This is a genomic window from Streptomyces sp. SID9727, from assembly GCF_010550605.1.
Taxonomy (GTDB): Bacteria; Actinomycetota; Actinomycetes; order Streptomycetales; family Streptomycetaceae; genus Streptomyces.
This window is the reverse complement of sequence record NZ_JAAGNI010000136.1, coordinates 152,594-169,548: the sequence shown is the minus strand read 5'-3', so window position 1 is coordinate 169,548 and position 16,955 is coordinate 152,594. Positions and strand designations below refer to the sequence as shown.

The following is a 16,955-nucleotide window of genomic DNA, read 5'->3' as shown; positions in this document are numbered from 1 at the left end:
CCCACCGTGCCCCAGCTCGCCTTCGCGAACAGCTTCTGGGAGAGCTACGACGTGCTGGAGAAGCCCGTCAAAGCCGGAGTGCGCAAGGCGATGGCCAAGTTCCAGCACCTCACTGTCGCGGAACTGTACGCCGACAAGGGGCTTCACCTGGAGTCGGTGGACAAGGCGCGCGATCCACGGATGAGGACCATCCGGATCAACGACTTCTGGCGGGGAGTGGTCCTCGCCCCGGACGACGGCAGCGATGTCTTCCTCCTCGTCAACGTCGTGCCGCACGACGACGCCTACAGCTGGGCGGCTAAGCGGCTCTACACGGTCAACACCGCCACCCGCGGCCTGGAGGTCCGCAACGTCGTCGCCATCGAGCAACTGACGCCGGCCCTGGAGCGGGCGGCGGCTGCGGCCCCCGTCCTGCTCTTCGCCTCCCACTCGGACACCGTGCTGCGGGAACTCGGTATCGATGTCCAGGTGTTGCGTGCCGTGCGCACGATCACGGATCAGGCACAGCTGGACGCGTTCGGCACCCTGCTTCCCGAGGACCAGTTCGAAGTCCTCCAGTTCCTCGCGGAGGGTTTCAGCCCGGAAGAGGTCTACCGCGATGTCGTCACCGCACGGCGGCCCGCCGACGTTCCTGAGAACCCCGCGGACGACCTCGCGTCGGCGATCCTCCGCACCAGAAGCCGCATCACGCTCGTGACCGGGCCGGACGAGCTGGCCGAGATCCTGGAGAAGCCCTTCGCCGCTTGGCGGATCTTCCTCCACCCCTCCCAGCGGCGCGTCGCCTACCGCGTGTCCTACGGCGGACCGGCCCAGGTGACCGGAGGCCCGGGCACAGGCAAGACCGTTGTCGCCCTGCATCGTGTCAAGCACCTGCTGTCCCGCTCCGAGGACAGCCGGGTCCTGCTCACCACGTACACCAACGCGCTCGCGGCGAGCCTGCGCGAGAATCTCGCGCTGCTGCTCGACGGCGATGAGGCGCAGCTTCGCAGGGTCGACGTGACGACGGTGAACGCCTACGCGCATCGAGTCCTTCATGCAGCCGGCGGCCGGACGCCGTCCCTCGTCGGAGACCGTGAGGAGCGGCAGATCTGGCAGCGGGTCGGCAAACGTCTCGGCCTTCCGTGGCCGGAGCGGTTCCTCGCCCAGGAATATCGCCACGTCGTACTCGCCCAGGACATCGGCACGCTCGACGCCTACCGGGGCGCGGCGCGCAAAGGACGCGGCTCGGCGCTGCCCGTAGCCCAGCGAGAGCGGGTCTGGGAGGCGATCGAGCTCTTCCGGTCCGAACTCTCCGCCCGAGGCGGCCGCACCCACCTCGAAGTCTGCGCCGAGGCGGCACGGCTACTGGCGGCGCGACACGCCTCGGACGGTCATGACTACCACCACGTGGTCGTCGACGAGGCGCAGGACCTGCATCCGGCCCAGTGGCGTGTACTGAGGGCCGCTGTACGGCGCGGACCCGATGACCTCTTCATCACCGGTGACCCCCATCAGCGGATCTACGACTCCCGGGTCAGCCTGAGCTCACTGGGGATCGGGGTGACAGGCCGGAGCAGTCGGCTGAGGGTCAACTACCGCAGCACGGAGGAGATCCTGAGCTGGTCCACCGGCATCCTGAACGACGTGGCTGTCGAGGATCTCGGCGGGGACGGTGTGGACACCCTCCTCGGCTACCGTTCCCTCCTCCGTGGAGGCCGGCCTCATGTCATAGGACACGCCACCGAACAGGCTGAGGCGGACGCGATCGTCGAGCGGATCGAGGAGTGGATCGGCCAGGGCATGCGTGCCGAGGAGATCGGGGTGTGTGCCCGGTTCCACCTGCTCCTGGACAAGGTGTACGACAGGCTCGCGGCTCGGGGCATTCCCGTGGTCCGGGTCAAGGAGGCGCCGGGGGCGGGAGCGGCAGGAGTGCGCCTTGCGACGATGCACGCGATGAAAGGGCTGGAGTTCCGGGGCGTCGGTGTACTCGGCGTCTCCGACGGCGCGCTTCCCTTCGCCCGCGAGGTCACCGCGGCGGCGACGGACAGACTGCAGCACGCGACCGATCTGCTGCGCGAACGGTGCCTGCTCTTCGTTGCCTGCACACGGGCCCGAGAAGCGCTGCACGTGTCCTGGAGCGGAAAGCCCAGCCCGTTCGTTCCCCTGGCCGCCGAACTCACCTGACCGGTCGGCCTGTCACTCGCCTGAGTCGCCCGCATGGGGGACGAGGGCGCCGCTGGTCAGTCCGTCCCTGGCCAGAGAGGCCGTCCTCTGCCCCAGTTCCGCCAGCTTCGTTACGCGCTCCTCGAACTCCTGGAGTGTGCGGAAGACCGCTCCGTAGCGACGCTGGTCGGCGACCGCCATCTGCGGGATGCGTGCCGCTCGCGCGTCCACCCGATGCGTACCGCTGGCGCTGGTCGAGCGACGGACATTTGACACGCTCTGAAGAAAGCCGCGCAGGTAGTCCGTATCGAGTTGAGGACTCGTCGAATGGGGGCCGCCGGCATCCGTCTCGATCAGACCCGCCCGGGACAGTTCAGCGAGGCTGACCGTGGCCGTGTCCAGAGAGTCCTCTCCTGCCCCCTCTCGCAGAGCGGGCAGGAGGGCACCCAGCGCATGGAGTTGCTGCTCGATCTGTTCGCGCAGGGACTGGTACTCCGCTCGGAAGTCATGGGCGGAACGGTGGACGTGATGGCCCGGAGTGAGATCGACGGTCTCGTCGAGAAGGTCGATGAGGGGGACGTCGACGATCTGGTCACCGATGGGTTCCAGTGGTCCGTCCGGCTCGTTGCCTGTCAGGTCGATCATGCGCACGTGCGACGGAGCCGCGTCGTCCGGCTTTGGGCGGCGGAGGGTCCAGAGCAGTACGGGGACGGAGTGCGAGGAGGCGACTCCGCCAGGCAGTGCGACGACCTGGACGAGGATTCCCCGCCGCACGAGCTCTGCCCGGATCCGGCGCCCCGCCTTGCGGTAGGCCGTGGAGGCCGGCATGACGATCACCGTGCGACCCCCGGGGGCGGTGTGGGCGTAGCAGTGTTGGAGCCAGGCCAGTTCCCCCTCGGCCTTGGAGGGCGTACCGAGCTCCCAACGCGCGTCGAGGAGCAGCTCCTCACGCCCCCAGTCGGGGCCGGAGGCAGGCGGTTCGCAGACGACGAGATCGGCGCGGAGCGAGGGCCAGGCATCCGCCCGCAGTGAGTCACCCGCTTGGATCACCGCATCGGTTCGGCCGGTCAACTCGGCTCGAAGGCCGGCGAATCGCGCTGCTGCCGGGTCGATCTCCTGCCCGCGAACGACCGTACCGTCGGCGTCTCCCACGGCCATGAGAAGGACCCCGATACCGCAGGCTGGGTCGAAGACGGTAGCGCCATCAGTGACCCGGCCCGCGAAGTGGACAACCGCCCGGGTGACCCGTGCGGAGGACACCTGGTCAGAGCCGCTGCGGCGGGCCGAGTCCTGGAAGCGCTCGACAAGTCCGTCGACCGCGTGGGCCGTGGAGGCGTTCTTTGCCAACGAGGTGACGAGCGCGGCTGCCGCGGAATCGAGACCGGACGGATTTCCCGTCGAGAGGAACTCGGCGACCGAAGCCAGGCCGCCGATCATGTCATCGCCGAACGACGCGCGGAGCGCCTGCCAGAGCCGGACCTCGTCGGAGACGTCGTGGCTCTTCCGCTGGGTTGCCAGCCATGTCCGTACGTCGGCAAGGGAGAACAGCGGCGTGCCCGGACTGCCTCCCGCCGGGGCGGGGAAGTCCGTGTGGCGGCGCCTCCAGTTCGACACGGCAGCTCGCGTGACGCCTGCGATGCGTGCGATCTCGGCCCCGGTGATCAAAGGGTCTGCTGCACCCGCTTCATCCCTCATGAGTCAACCGTACACGCCGCTACAGACGCGAGTTAGATAGTGAGCGTTGACGACGTCAACGTATCTTGAGGGGAGTCATCTTCTTCCCTTGCGGAGGGCGAGCAAGGGATCGGTCAGACCTTGATCACTGTGACGCGTCCACCGCACAGGGCGATGAGGTCCTCGGGGTCGGAGGTGAGGATCGTGACAGGCCCCGGTGAGGCGAGCGCGGTGGCGGCGAGCATGGCGTCGATGGCGTACTTGTGGCCGTGCAGGTCGGCGTCGGCGAGGAGGGCGGCGGCGTGACGGGCGATCGGTTCGGTGATCGGCTCCACGACGAGACGGGAGAGAGTCCACTCCAGGGCCGGGCGGTTGATGCGGGGGTGGACCACCTCGACGAGGGTGGCCGCCGAGGTGATCACGCGCAGGTCGTCGGCGCGGGCCAGGGCGAGCCAGGTGGTGACCGTGCGGTCGCGCAGGACGGCCTTCGCCAGCCCTTCGCTGTCGAGGACGAGGGTGCCGCCGGGGACCGCAGGGGAGCGGGTCACGCTGCGCTCGCCCCATGCTGGTTCTGCTCGCGACGGGCCTCGGCGAGCTGGTCGCGCAGGGACTGGATCTCGTCGTCAGTGACGGGCCCGTGCTCGGCCTCGGCGACGGTGATGAGTTCGTTGAGGTTGTCGCGTTCGATCTGGCGGGCGACGGCGGCGGCCACGTAGGCGGAAAGGCCGGAGAGGCCGCTGCGGGCCTTGGCGGCTTCGGCGATGTCGCGCGGCATGGTGATCGAGTACTTCCCGGTGGGCTCGCTCATGCTACTTATCCTACCCTTCATCCTCCTGGTGGGGCTTTCTTGGCTGGCATGGGAGCCGCAGGCGGCACGTTGACCTGGAGAGAGGCGGTGGTCGTCATGCGGAGTTCGGCAGGCCAGGTGCGAAACGCACCCGGACGGCGCGGGCCGAGGGTGGTGAAGCCCCGGCGGGGGCCGGCGGCCGGCGATGGAGTGGATGTCAGGGCTCTGGCCGACGAGCTCGGGGCCTCGTTGGTCCGAGCCGTCAGGGAAGCCGCCGCTGACGACTTCGGCCGGGTGAGGAGCGGGCGCGGTGTGACCACCATCAGCTGGTACGCCTTCGCTCTCGAATACTGGAGGTGCGCTGGGGCGGGTTCCCACGAAGACCCGGAACGAGACCAACGACGCCCTCTGCTCCATCACCGGGGGGCTTGACCCCCTGTTCTTGGACACCCGAGGCACTTGGATCCTGATGGCCCAGAAGAACAGATGCCCCGTGGTCATGACCCGACGCCGCCACTCACGCCTCGGACAGCGCAGCCCGATCCCTGCGAGACAGCGTCCGGAACGACATCAGCCACGCTGGCTCCGGCCGCATGACTCGTGTCCGGGACGCAGGGGCAAGGCCCACCCGTGCCTGCCCCTGCCAGGACTCCCTCGGCCCGCGCCTGTTCGGTGAGGACAGTGCCGTCAAGTCAACGCCCGTCTGGAAGACGGGCGACACGACCGACTGATCCGACCACGCTGTCCGACGGCCAGGCATCCACGCCCACGCCCCGCCCCGGTTACGCTGTTCGCGGGCGTGTACGGCGTGGGCGTAAAGTCCCAGAGAAATCCCAGAAAGCGTGCCTCACCTCCTGATGGTGCGCATTGACGCAGGTCAGAGAGGTTTCGTTAGCCATTACCTGACGATCTTTCAGATGTCCCGGAACTCATATACAAAGCTTCTGACCTGCGTAAATTACACCTCTTGGAGATCATCTTGCACGGTTGTTGCACAAGCCGAACGGAGCAAGAGTCACGCGGCCTTGGTGTAGGCGCTCCGGACCGCGATGCGGACCTTGGAACCGGCTCCCACGACCCGGTGCACGTATTTACGCAGGGTGAACGCGGGATCGGCGTGTCCGAGGCGGTCCGCGAGCGTGTACACGTCTACCCCGCCGTTGATCATCATTGATGCGTACAGGTGTCGGAGCGCGTGCATCATCACGTCGCGGGACTTCTCCCAGCGTCGTCCCTTCGCGTCGGGCTCAAGGGGCTTGATGAGGCCGGCCGACGCCAGGGCGGGCTTCCAGCGGTATGAGTTGAACCAATTCGACTGAATGGCGGTCTTCTCCCGGGTGTAGAAGATCAGCCGCACGGTGACCGGGTCGCCGCCTTTGCTGCCCCACGGTCGGGTCACCTCGACCGGCGGGTACTTCCCCATGTGCTCGCGCAGGGGGATGGCCACCTCGTCGGTCAGCTCAACCCACCGGTCCTTCGAGTCCTCGTCGTTTCCGCCCTTGGGCAGGGCGTATACGAGGAACGAGCCTTCGTGGACTACTTGCCGTTGCACGTGCACCATGGCGCCGTCCGGATGTGTCCAGTCGATATCTTCTGGTGACAGGCCGAATATCTCTCCTTGCCGAAGGCCCAGGCCGCGACCGCAGTCAACAAGTGCTTTGTAGCGGTCAGGAAGTTCGGCACGGATCTTCTCGGTGTCCTCCCACGTCAGGGTCAGCTCTGCCCGGCCGCCCCCTCCTCGCTTCGGCTTGGCGTCCTGCACTGATTTGGCGAGGCAAGGATTTTTGTGTATCAGGCTGTCGTCCACGGCCAGGTCAAAGACAGCCCGAAGATTGTCGAAGACCAGGCGCAGCGTGGAACTTTCGAGCAGCCTGCGGCGGTCGTGCAGCCAGTCCAGCAAAGACGAGGCGTTCACGTCCTTTACGCGCATCTTCCCGACTGCGGTAGGAACGACGTGCAGGAGAATTCGCTCCTTGTGGCGTCGGTAAGTTCGTGGATTCTTGTGTTCGTGCCCCTTGAGCCACGTGAGGGCGAGTTCACCGACCCTGACCTCACCGGCGCGAGGGTTGATGTACGAGCCGTCGTCCACTCCGGACCGCATCTTGGTCTCGTGCTTGCGGGCTTCGACCTCGGTGCGGAACAGCTCCGTCTGCTGGACATCTTCCCGGTTGCGCCATCGGGCCTGCCACCGCTTCCCCGTCCCGTGATCCCGCGTCGGAACTTTGCCGTGTTCCTTGCAGGTCGACTCCCCGTCTTTCGGGCGCGACTTGTGCCAGCGGTCGTACGGCATCAACTAACTCCTAGTTTCCAATGGGCCTTTGAGTCTATTCGTGGACTCTCCTGAATCAGGGCCATCGTCGACGGCGAGATCGGGTGCCCGTTCAACGAGCCCTAAGTGAATTGGATGTTGATCCAGGCGAGCCGAAGATGTCAAATGCATTCTTGGGGTCTTCGCGACAAACGGTGCAGAGCGGTAGAGAAGATTTCACCTAGGTGAATGCTCGCTGAGGGTTCGGCGAGCCCTCGCCGAACCCTCAGCGAGCATTCACCAATGTTTTTCGAGAGTTCGCAAGAGTTGCAGGCGTTTCGTCGAGAGGGCCTCTGTTTGGTCCGGCCGGAATTTAGTGCAAACGTTCCACGTGCCACCACGGCGGAATACCGCTCACGTGGTTCTTTCCTGCCCGCTTCGAATCGTTCTGGAGTGCCCATGCGTCGAACCAATGCCCATGCGGAAGAAGCCGCCAGTGGCGCGGGGGACCGTTGCCCCTTGGCGAGCGCGGAGGAGCTGGCCGATTTCCTGGGCGTACCTCTGAATACGGTCTACATATGGAATCACCGACACCAGGGTCCGCGAGCCCACAAGGTCGGCCGCTATTTGCGCTACCGCTGGTCGGAGGTAGAGGCATGGCTGGAAGCTCAAACGGTAAATCGAGCGACCTGATCGTCCCTCGGGCAGCGCTGAAAGTCCCTGGGATGGAGAGACAGGGGGATGGCCCGCGGGGAACCGCCATGCATCGCCGTTCGCGGCCGGGCGAGCATTCTCGTGCTGAGTCAACGGCGTGGCGGACCTCCGTCCGCACCTCGGGAGGTGTATAGGAAGAGGCCAGTGCGGACGGCGCAGTCCGCAGGGTGAGGCCGAGGTGGTCGATGGCGGGCGGGGCGCATGAGGAGCTGGCGCAGTACGGCCAGCTTGGTGATCTGGGTCTTGAGTTGCTCCGATGCGTCGGTCGTCAGGTGGCAAGATCCCAGGGATTCCCACCGCCCGAAGGTCATGCCGCGTGGACGGACGAGGCCGTCGACGAGCTCCTGTTCGAGATGATCAGCAGGAAGGGCGAGAACTTCCTCCTAACCTGCTTTCTGAAGACGGTCGACGACGCTTCCCTGGAGAGGATGTTCTTCACGTCGATCAGGAATTTCCTGATCGACGAAGCCAAACGTACCGAGCGGGGAAAGCTGCGGCGGCGCTTCGCTGCGCGCCTTGGCGCGGACAGCCGGTTTCGCGCGGTGGCTGGTACTTCGCCCCGATGGGCCCTGACCTCTCACCCACCCGGCGCCGTCTGGCAAGGCGATCTAGATGAACTGGTCAAAGCCGCCTGGGAAGTGCGTGGAGTATGGATCACTGCCTGGAACCACTCCGGGCCGACTCCCAGGGAAACCGTGCGCGCCCTGATGGCCGTACTCACCGGAGTGCTGGAGGCAGCAGGTGGAGCGGTCCGGGAGGAAGAACTGGCCAAGGTTCTTGAAGCCCGCTTCGAGCTGCTCTCTCCTGCCGAGTACACGACGCTGTACGCGGATGATGGCGAGCTCATCGACTCTGCCACCGGTCAGGAACACGGGACCGTTCCCGTGGAGGCCGAGACCGTAGCCGGGGAAATCTGGGCGGACATGTCCCCGCAGGAGCGGAAACTGCTGTCGTTCCTGGAGGACGATCCGGCGGAAGTCTCCGTCCTGCTTGGACTCGGGCGCCGACAGACGTCCGCGATCATGGATGCGCTGCGTCAGAAGCTCATGCTGGCTCTGACTGCTGCGGGTAGTGATCCCCGAGAGGTAGCCGCAGCGCTGCTGCGCCGCAGCAGTGAACCCCCCTGACGTTCGGCGAGTGACGTCGTTTGTCCATAGTGGGAACAGACCGCTGAGAGGAATGGGGGCCGCCCGATGAGCCAGGCATCGAGCAGCGCATATGAGCGGCTTCGCGCTGCAGCCGCCCAGCTGCATGTTCCCGATGCGGTCCGTACCGTGGCGGCGGCGGTGCCGGGTGATCCCCGACCGGGCCAGATCTGGCGCGCTGTGTGGGAAGGCGTTGTCGAGGTTGTGGCTATCACGGCGGTCGATGACACCACGGTGCACGCCTTGCCGGTCTCCCTGGAGACGCGCTTCAACGATCCCGACACGGTGCTGCTGCCCGCCGAGGCTTCCACCCTGGAGCAGCCGCTTGCCCTGTGGTGCGGTCTGGGCAGGCGTCTTCCGTGGTATGTCCTGGACCGGCAGGTCAGTGGGCTGTCCGTTCCTTTGGAAGCCGACGGCTCACCCGCCCCGGATGCCTCTGGGTACCGCTATGGCAGCCCCCTTCCCAGCCCCGCATCGCAGGCGGCCGAGTTCCGCTCCACCCTCGCCGACACCATGGACGTGCTGGCGACGGCGCGCTGGGCGCCTCGGGGCAGCGGCGGTCTGCCTGCCCTGCTGAAGCAGTGCGGCCTGGGCCCCACCGAACTGATCCATCGCTTGAGCATCAGGCCACCGCGCGCCCTCGCGCTGCTGCGCGCGCAGACACCTCTCACCCCGCCCGAAGCTCACCTCCTCGCACCGACCCTGGGCATGTCTGCGGACGTGATCCTGGCTGCCAATCCGCCGTTGCCTGACCGTTTGGTACACGAGCTGAGTCGCCCCGCCCGCCGCGAACAGATCCGTCGGCTCGCCCACCTCACCGGAACCGCTGAACAGGAAGCCCGCCGACAGGCACTCTTTGCCACGCTCACACTGGCAGCGCGTCAGGAGCGCCCTGCGGAAGCGGACTGGCCTGCTCGGGTAGACCGCTATTTCCACGTGCACCTAGGTTCGGAGAGCGAGTGATGGACTACCTGCGCCGCGCCGCGGCCCGTACCCAGGCCAAGGCCATGCTCACCGTCCTTCAGCGCGACCACCCCGGCGCTGCCCAGCGGCTGGGCGACGGCGCCCTTGACGAGCTGCGGCAGTGGCCCGGCCTTCAGGTCAGGGACGTACCCGACGATCGCTCTGGCGGCGGCTGCAGTGTCTCCGGTGCCTATTTCGCCGGTACTCCCGCCGTCCTCGCCGTCGCCACCTCTGCCAGCCTGGCCCGCCGCGAGTTCACCGGTCTCCATGAGCTGGGCCACCACCTGCAGCAGACCGTGGTGGAGCTGATGGACGTCCTGCTTGCCGAGCCCGACGGTGGCGCCGCTCTGGAGGATGCTGCCTGCGATGCCTTCGCCGCCGACATCCTCCTGCCCGACACACTCACCGATCGCCATATCACTGCCGTCGGCCCCACGGCGGACGCCGCAGTCGCACTGTGGCGGGTGAGCAATGCCTCCCGTATGGCGGCGTGCGTGAAAGCCAGCGAACGTCTCCCAGCTCCCGGTCACATCCTGCTCCTCGACCGCGACGGCATCCTCGCCTTCGGCGCCTCCCACGGCCTGCCCCCACTGCGGCGCGGCAGCGACCAGAGCCAGGTCCCGGTCCTGCGCACGGCCTTGTCGGGCCAGGGACACGCCGAGGGACGTGGCCGGCTTGCCTACCGTGACGGCGCCGTCGCCGGTGAGGAGCTGTACCTGCAGACCGCGGCCATGGACGGCTACGTCCTCGCCGTCGCCGTCACCGACCTCGCGCCGTGGAGGACCTTCGCGCCCTCCGTTCGATACAACGGCCCCGAGGCCGCCAGCTATACCTGCGCACACTGCGGGGAGGACTTCACCTCCTTCGCCCGCGCCTGCGCCCGCTGCGAGTCTGCCCCGTGCCCCGACTGCGACCGCTGCGGCTGCGACCGCAAGGTGTTCGAGCGCCAGTGCACGGCCTGCTTCGTCGTCCATCCGGCGGCCATGTTCGACGGCGCCAGCAGCCGCTGCCGCGACTGCGACTGAACTCTCGTCACACCCGTCGCACTACCGCCGAGTTACGTCGTCTGTCCCCTGTGAAGGCACCCACCCCGGGCGCCTCACCACGTACGGGACCCCGGAGCCGGCACCGGGCACCACGATCTACCCGGCCGGCAGAAACGAGCACGACAGCACGATGAACGACAGCACCAAGAACGCCTTCGATGCCTTCGACGAGGAACTCAACCTCGATGGCCGCGAGCGTAAAAGCGCCCAGAAGCGGCACAACGAGATCACCGAACACCTGGTGAACGCTGGCCTGGCCATCGCCACCTTCCTGCAGGGCAGCTTCGCCCGTAAGACGATGCTCAAGCCGCTCAAGGACGTCGACATGGTCATCCGGATGCATCCGCGCCTGGAGAAGGCCCTGCGTCAGCCCGGCGGCCCGGCCCACGCGATGAGCCTCATCCGCGAGGTCATCACCGAGAAGTACCCCGACGCCCTCTTCGACGTGGATGACGCCCCTGCCCACGCCCTCCAGGTCACCTTCGCCGAGCTGGACTTCACCTTCGACCTGGTCCCCGCGCTCGACGTTGAAGACAGCGAGATCGTCCACATCGCCGACAGGGAGAACGACACCTGGGAGTGGTCCAACACCCGTACGCTCAACCGGATCATCAGCACCCGCAACCAAGCCACCGGCGGACGGTTCGTCCACCAGGTCCGCATGCTGAAGTCGTTCAAGAAGGGCAACCCTGTCCTCGACGACACCTGCGGGCTGCTGTGGGAGGCCTTCGCCTACGCGGCCGTCACCGGCCCGCTTGAGCACTCCCAGGCCCTCGCCACCACCCTGGCTCAAGCTGCCCAGGCGGTCACCCACCCGGTGCTCGACCCGACCGGTGTTGACGACCTCACCGCCGAGTGGACGATCGACGAGCGCAACACGTACGCCACCACGCTGGCCGCCACCGCCCGACGGGCGGCCGAGGCGCGACGTCTGGAAGAGGACGGACAGCACGCTGCGGCCATCGAGATCTGGCACACCTTGATCGGAGACCCGTTCCCACAGTCCGAGTCCCAGAACGCTACCGACGCGCTGCGCGCACTGGCGGCCGGCAGCATCACCTCCACCGGACGCGCCGTCGTCTCCCCGCGCGGGCAGCAGCCCGCGCGACCGGCCCGGTCATGGCGTACCCGCTGAAGGCGGTGCTCGCCGACCCCGGCGCAGCCGCCGACCACCTGTTCCACGCCGATACCGTCTACGGCGTGGAGCAGGCGGCTGGCCGCATCGGTCCGGGCGGAGCCGCGCTCCTCGAACTCACCTTGCGCCCGCTGCCCGCCCTGGAACGCGAGAACTACCCCACCGAACGTGTCCGCCTCGTCATCCGACCCGACTACACCGTGCACGCCTTCCCGCTCGACTCGGCCGACCGTGCCTTCAAGCACCGCAACCCGCCGCCGCTAAGGGACTTGTGCCTGCAGTACCCCAGCGATGACGCGGCCCTGCGCTGGATCCCCGAGGACGGCCTGGAAGCGCTGATCACTCTCGTTCACCGACATCTGCTTTACGAAGAGGCTTGGCGCCGCTCCGGCACCTGGCCGGCCGAAGACGCACCACATGGCCAACCCGCCCACGGCACCCACCCGCTGCGTACCGCCGAGACACAACAGGAGGCTCGCCGATGGGCCCGGCACCCTTCACCGCACCAGAAACGGCATCCACATCTGTGATCACGATCCTCGCGCTCGTCCTGGGCTCCTCCGTCGTCGCGGGAGCCCTCGGACACATCCTCACCGGCCTGCGCGCTGGAGCGACCGTCCGCCGAGACCGCTACGCCGCCGCGGTGAAGGTTCTGGTCGCACGTATCGAGTACCCCTACCGGATACGCCGCCGCACCAGCGACGATCCCGAGGTCCTGAGCACGCTCGCAATCACCGGACACGACCTCCAGGAGACCCTCGCAGAGAGCCGCGCCTGGATCGCGACGGAGAGCACGGTACTCAGTGAGGTATTCGACAACTGCCTCACCAACCTCGACGCTGCCTTCAAGCAGGCCTGTCGCGATGCCTGGAACGCCACACCTGTCACCGCCGCCGCCGAGATGAACCTGGGCGGCTTCGGGGTGGGGAACCAACAGCACATCGTCACCACGATGGAGCGCGCCCTTGGCTACCGCTTCGGGCTCCGACGCCTGATCCCTGTGTTCGTACTTCGGCGCCTTTTCAGGCGACTCCAGCTACTCCGGGCCTGATGCGCGATCCGGTTCCCTACGGCTCGCTGGTTTCGCACGAGGGCTGATGAACGATGACTGGCTTGCGTTCCCGTACGCGATCGATCCCGACACATTGAACAACTGATCGTCCGAGCGGTCTGCTGGGCAACGAATCGCCAAGCCCTGCCGGTAACTACCTCCCGCCCGCCTTCGTCGGACTAGTGGATAGGGTCGCGGTACCCGAGCTGGAGAGGTAGCCGCATGGATCCCGAGATCGTGATCGCGCAGACGACGAGTGACGACGAGGAGCAGGCGAAGACCCTCGCCAGAGGCGCTGTTGAGAGCAAACTGGCGGCGGGCGTCCACATCGATGCGCCCATCACCGTCTTCTACTGGTGGCAGGGGAAGGTCGAGGCGGCGCAGGAGTGGCGGATCTCCTACATGACGTCGTCGGATCGCCTCCCCGCGCTAGAGGCATGGCTGCACGAGAGGCACCCGTACGACGTCCCCCAGTGGGTCACGCTGCCTGTGACCGGAGGGTCGGAGGCGTACCTGTCCTGGGTCGTCGACGAGACACGCCCGGGGTAAAGGCCCCCACTACAGCGCCTCACTCTCACCGAGCCTGCGCTTCGACGCTTCACAGCGTTGCGAACGTCAGCAGGTGGCTGGCCAGGTCATGCTCAGTGTCGGGGAGCCCGGCAGCGATGGCCTGAGCCCGCTGCCGGCCCATGGTGTTGGGCTTCGACTCCACCGCTGCGGCGAACTGGTGCGCTACGTAGGCCCCGCGATCTACGTCACCGCCGCGCAGAAGGGCGGACGCCAGGTCACCCAGGACGACCACACCGGACTCGGGTAGTTCACCGCCGAGGCGCTCGACTGCGGAGTCGGCCGTGGTGGTCAGCTCCTGACGCTTGAGTTCGCCGTAGACCGAGAGAGTTAACGAGTCCATGCGGTATGGCGTCACGAAGCGGACCCACGCCTGCTCGCTCGAATGGTCGGCGAAGTCATAAGCGAACTTGGCCTGGTCGAGAGCACGAAGGGCGCCAGCGTCATCGCCTGACTGGGCGGCTTCCTCCGCGTACCGGCCCAGAGCCCACGCTGCGGCGGTTGCGTTGCCACGTCCGCGTACGTCCTGAGCTGCCTGCGAAAGCATCTCCAGCGCCTTCGCTGGACTGGGGGCACCGTAGCTCGCGTAGCCCAGAGCGAGAGCGCGCAGCGGAGGGTGTCCAGCCCTTTTCGCGCACTCCGAGGTCACTCCGTAATAGGAAGTGGCCTTGTCCTGCTGGCCGAGGTCCCAGGCGACCCACCCAGCAAGAGCGGCAGTCTCCCCGGCCGCGATGGTCAGGGCTCGCTCGTGGGCTCCGGCGCGGGGAAGGGCTGCGGTGATCGCGTCCAAGTGCGCCTCGACGCGGGACTGCAGGCTGAGCGCACTCTCGTTCAGCTCGTCCACGTACAACGTGGCGGCATGATCAATAAGCACCGCCGCAGACTCAGGGTCGATCTTGGAACCCTTGCTGAGTGCGTAGGCCAGTCGGCCCCAGGGCTCGGCAGCCGCAGCCGCACCGACGACTGCGCCTCCCAGCAGCGTTCGGCGTTTCACGTCGTCCAGGTCCTCCGCCTCGGCCTTGTTCTTCTCTCGCCGCCTGGCGCGGGCGGCTTTCGCCTCGCGCAGCAGCGGCTCCAGCGGGACGCCACAGGCCAAAGCGATGTTCCCCAGGGTGTGGTCCGTTGGAACGTTCGTACCGTTCTCGTACCGGTTCACCTCCCGGCGGGTCACCGTTGCCCGGCCGGAGGCGGCGTTGATCGCACCAGCCTGCTCGTCCTGCGACCGATTCGCGTTACGCCGCAGGTGACGGAGCAACTCGGCAAATGGATCCACCGCCATGAGTCTGACCCCTATCCGTGGGAGAGAGCCAATACTCTCCTCAACTCCCCCCTGGTTTTCCCCCCTTGACAAAGTTTTCCCCCTCCGGTTTCCCCTGTCCCGGATCGCGCAGCCACGGTGCGATGTGCTCATGACCACGCACCGGACAGCAACGTCGCCCCGACCTCTGGGCGACGACGGTGGCGCCCACGCCGTCGTCGCCTCGACCGCTCGGTGTCCGCTGGCCTCTCACGTCTTCGAGATGGCCATGGAGCCGGTAGATGTGCACGTCGCTCAAGCGCGACGAACGACGGCCACCGTGTTGAAGCACTGGTCGTTGCCGGAGACGCCGGTAGAGGAGGCCCGGCTCGTCGTCTCGGAGTTGGTGTCCAACGCGATCATTCACGGTTCCGGGGACGTCCGACTGCGACTGCGACACGACGAGCACGAGCTTCGAATCCGAGTCACCGACGACAGCACGGCACCGGCGAGGCGACGACGTGCGAGTGCCGCCGGCCTCGGCGGTCGAGGGCTGCACCTCGTCGCCTACCTGTCGCTTCGGTGGGGCCTCGCGGACGGCGGCCGGACGACGTACGCGGTCATCCCCACTCTCACGGAGGCACCCCCATGTCGCCGCACAACGCAGTCAAGCACGGAGCCGACGTGTTGAGCCTCGTCGCCTTTGATCGGGGGCGAGAGAAGCACACGGGCGGTGGGACGCCGACCGCTGGCCGTGACCACCCGAGCTGGCCTCGCACCTCTGCCCAGGTGAAGGGCCAGTCCCGAGCTGGCCAACTCCGAGGCTTGCGCCAGCACTTCTACCGTCAGACCGTCGGCGCACAGGCCGATCACCCGCTGCGCGTGCTGGCGTACAGCCTGGTACCGAGTCCGAGGGCCCGACCTGACGAGGACTGGGGGACGCTACAGGCTGAGGCCGACCAGCTCGGTTACGCGATCGCCGCCCGGCTCCACGATGTGGCGGTCCCGGTGACCACTACGTACTTCCCGGCATCCAGTGCGAGCCAGGGCGTCTACACGCCGCCTTGGGATCGACCTGGTTGGCGGGAAGCCGAGCGGCAGCTCCGAGAGGGCTTGGCCGACGGCGTGCTCGTCCTCGACCGGCACAACATCAGCTCCGATGACGACGAGTACCACGCCGTGATCAAACACCTGGGTGAGCACTGCCGTGCGTTTCTCCACCTCGTGATCTCCGAGGAGCCCGTCGCGCCGACTTGAAGGCGTCCGCTGCGCTGGATGGACAGGAAGGGCTGGGGCTGGCGACAGATCAGCGCGCAGGTCGCCCTGATCGTCACCGTGAGCGTCGTGCTCGTCTTCACCTTCAAATACCTGACCGAGGGCTGACCATGACTTTCGAGGGACACATCGATCGTGCGCCGCGTCTCCTTCCGCACCGCGAGCAGGGCGAAGCGCTCCTCGCCATCAGGGAGGCCGCCCCTTCGGCATCCAGCGAAGAGGGGATCGACCTCTTCGCCGTGCCCGCTGGTGAGGTTCAGGAGCGTGGCTTCGACCTCTCGCGCCTTCACCGGCTCGCGCGCCTGCCGGCCGTGCCGGACGGATCGACCTCGCCTTCGGCTGACGGCCCGCCGGACGCGGCCTGACTCTCCTCAAGCGAGCACGACGGCGACCACCACTGCCCCGGATGCCGCCGCCGGTTGCCACACCGCCCCATCCATCCTCGAGTAAAGGTCGCAGATGAACCGTCCCGTTCTCGCTCTGGCCGCCACCATCGCCCTCGCGTCCGCGGTGCACGTCGCCCAGCGTCGCCAGCAGCACCGCCAGTCCCTGGAGTTGGCAGTGCACCAGGCCCACGGCCGCATGCTCGAAGTCGCGACCACACACCCGGACTTGGACTCGATCTGGGTGCGTAACCATCCCGATCACGTCAAGGACGACGAATCGGGTCCGCTCCTGATGTGCCAGTGGTGGCTTGAGTTCTGGCGCACGGGCCTCAATCTCAGGGTGTTCACCCCCGCCGTCCTGCGGCAGAACGCGCGGAACTTCATGCAGGACCCGACGGCCCTCAAGGCGTGGGCCTTGACCCGCCACGGGCGTGCTCTGCAGTCCCGGGGGCGATGGGACCGCTTGCACGTGGCGCTGCTCGACGCGGCGTTCGAGGAGGCCGGCGGTCCGTCCCAGTACCCCGAGTTGGAACTTGCCCCGGCTTCGGCCCTCTGAGGCACGACGACACCCTGACGAGAGGATGA

At 67.2% G+C, this 16,955-nt stretch carries 18 protein-coding genes; 13 read left to right on the top strand and 5 right to left on the bottom strand.

What is annotated here, in order from left to right; genetic code table 11:
* Window positions 1–6: 6 nt before the first annotated feature.
* Entirely contained in the window at window positions 7–2,163 is a 2,157-nt protein-coding gene (locus tag G3I41_RS08975) for a UvrD-helicase domain-containing protein (RefSeq protein ID WP_164399679.1), read from the top strand.
* 12 nt (window positions 2,164–2,175) lie between these two features.
* Here G3I41_RS08975 and G3I41_RS08970 read toward each other — a convergent pair whose 3' ends face one another.
* From G3I41_RS08970 to G3I41_RS08955, 4 genes are all read right to left on the bottom strand, one after another.
* Window positions 2,176–3,837 (bottom strand): N-6 DNA methylase, encoded by a 1,662-nt coding sequence (locus G3I41_RS08970; RefSeq protein WP_164399678.1) that lies wholly within the window; start codon window positions 3,835–3,837, stop codon window positions 2,176–2,178.
* A gap of 113 nt (window positions 3,838–3,950) precedes the next feature.
* Window positions 3,951–4,364 carry a PIN domain-containing protein gene (locus tag G3I41_RS08965; protein ID WP_164399677.1) on the bottom strand — a complete coding sequence of 138 codons (414 nt, stop codon included), beginning with the start codon at window positions 4,362–4,364 and terminating at the stop codon, window positions 3,951–3,953.
* Window positions 4,361–4,624: a CopG family transcriptional regulator gene (locus G3I41_RS08960; RefSeq protein WP_164399676.1), complete on the bottom strand. Its 264-nt coding sequence runs from the start codon at window positions 4,622–4,624 to the stop codon at window positions 4,361–4,363. The genes G3I41_RS08965 and G3I41_RS08960 overlap by 4 nt, the downstream gene beginning before the upstream one ends.
* A gap of 994 nt (window positions 4,625–5,618) precedes the next feature.
* Complete coding sequence (locus G3I41_RS08955) at window positions 5,619–6,893, bottom strand: tyrosine-type recombinase/integrase (protein ID WP_027737760.1); 1,275 nt, start codon at window positions 6,891–6,893, stop codon at window positions 5,619–5,621.
* 207 nt (window positions 6,894–7,100) lie between these two features.
* Here G3I41_RS08955 and G3I41_RS37635 point away from each other — a divergent pair, with 207 nt between their 5' ends.
* From G3I41_RS37635 to cutA, 8 genes are all read left to right on the top strand, one after another.
* Window positions 7,101–7,544 carry a helix-turn-helix domain-containing protein gene (locus G3I41_RS37635; RefSeq protein ID WP_324773787.1) on the top strand — a complete coding sequence of 148 codons (444 nt, stop codon included), beginning with the start codon at window positions 7,101–7,103 and terminating at the stop codon, window positions 7,542–7,544.
* A gap of 206 nt (window positions 7,545–7,750) precedes the next feature.
* Entirely contained in the window at window positions 7,751–8,692 is a 942-nt protein-coding gene (locus tag G3I41_RS08945; protein ID WP_027737761.1) for a hypothetical protein, read from the top strand.
* A 66-nt stretch (window positions 8,693–8,758) separates the two neighbouring features.
* Window positions 8,759–9,673 carry a hypothetical protein gene (locus G3I41_RS08940; protein ID WP_027737762.1) on the top strand — a complete coding sequence of 305 codons (915 nt, stop codon included), beginning with the start codon at window positions 8,759–8,761 and terminating at the stop codon, window positions 9,671–9,673.
* Window positions 9,673–10,698 carry an ImmA/IrrE family metallo-endopeptidase gene (locus G3I41_RS08935; protein ID WP_203600519.1) on the top strand — a complete coding sequence of 342 codons (1,026 nt, stop codon included), beginning with the start codon at window positions 9,673–9,675 and terminating at the stop codon, window positions 10,696–10,698. Before G3I41_RS08940 ends, G3I41_RS08935 begins: the two co-directional genes overlap by 1 nt.
* Window positions 10,699–10,849: 151 nt before the next feature.
* The gene (locus G3I41_RS08930) at window positions 10,850–11,854 is read left to right on the top strand and encodes a nucleotidyltransferase (protein ID WP_027737764.1); all 1,005 of its coding nucleotides are present in this window, start codon (window positions 10,850–10,852) and stop codon (window positions 11,852–11,854) included.
* A complete protein-coding gene (locus G3I41_RS08925; RefSeq protein WP_106959633.1) occupies window positions 11,839–12,384 on the top strand; it encodes a hypothetical protein in 546 nt (181 codons plus the stop codon). Before G3I41_RS08930 ends, G3I41_RS08925 begins: the two co-directional genes overlap by 16 nt.
* On the top strand, window positions 12,381–12,905 hold the full coding sequence (locus tag G3I41_RS08920) for a hypothetical protein (RefSeq protein WP_051351865.1): 525 nt from the start codon (window positions 12,381–12,383) through the stop codon (window positions 12,903–12,905). The genes G3I41_RS08925 and G3I41_RS08920 overlap by 4 nt, the downstream gene beginning before the upstream one ends.
* A 222-nt stretch (window positions 12,906–13,127) precedes the next feature.
* On the top strand, window positions 13,128–13,454 hold the full coding sequence (gene cutA / locus G3I41_RS08915; RefSeq protein WP_027737765.1) for a divalent-cation tolerance protein CutA: 327 nt from the start codon (window positions 13,128–13,130) through the stop codon (window positions 13,452–13,454).
* Window positions 13,455–13,503: 49 nt separating this feature from the next.
* Here the strand turns inward: cutA and G3I41_RS08910 are convergent, their stop codons facing one another.
* Complete coding sequence (locus G3I41_RS08910) at window positions 13,504–14,751, bottom strand: helix-turn-helix transcriptional regulator (RefSeq protein ID WP_027737766.1); 1,248 nt, start codon at window positions 14,749–14,751, stop codon at window positions 13,504–13,506.
* A gap of 130 nt (window positions 14,752–14,881) precedes the next feature.
* Here G3I41_RS08910 and G3I41_RS08905 point away from each other — a divergent pair, with 130 nt between their 5' ends.
* From G3I41_RS08905 to G3I41_RS08890, 4 genes are all read left to right on the top strand, one after another.
* Window positions 14,882–15,400 carry an ATP-binding protein gene (locus G3I41_RS08905; RefSeq protein ID WP_203600517.1) on the top strand — a complete coding sequence of 173 codons (519 nt, stop codon included), beginning with the start codon at window positions 14,882–14,884 and terminating at the stop codon, window positions 15,398–15,400.
* A gap of 134 nt (window positions 15,401–15,534) precedes the next feature.
* Window positions 15,535–15,966, top strand: coding sequence for a hypothetical protein (locus tag G3I41_RS08900; protein WP_239081534.1), 432 nt, complete (start codon window positions 15,535–15,537; stop codon window positions 15,964–15,966).
* Between the two features lie 128 nt (window positions 15,967–16,094).
* Window positions 16,095–16,349 (top strand): hypothetical protein, encoded by a 255-nt coding sequence (locus G3I41_RS08895; RefSeq protein ID WP_027737768.1) that lies wholly within the window; start codon window positions 16,095–16,097, stop codon window positions 16,347–16,349.
* A gap of 94 nt (window positions 16,350–16,443) precedes the next feature.
* Window positions 16,444–16,926, top strand: coding sequence for a DUF6082 family protein (locus G3I41_RS08890; RefSeq protein ID WP_027737769.1), 483 nt, complete (start codon window positions 16,444–16,446; stop codon window positions 16,924–16,926).
* The last annotated feature ends 29 nt before the right edge of the window (window positions 16,927–16,955 follow it).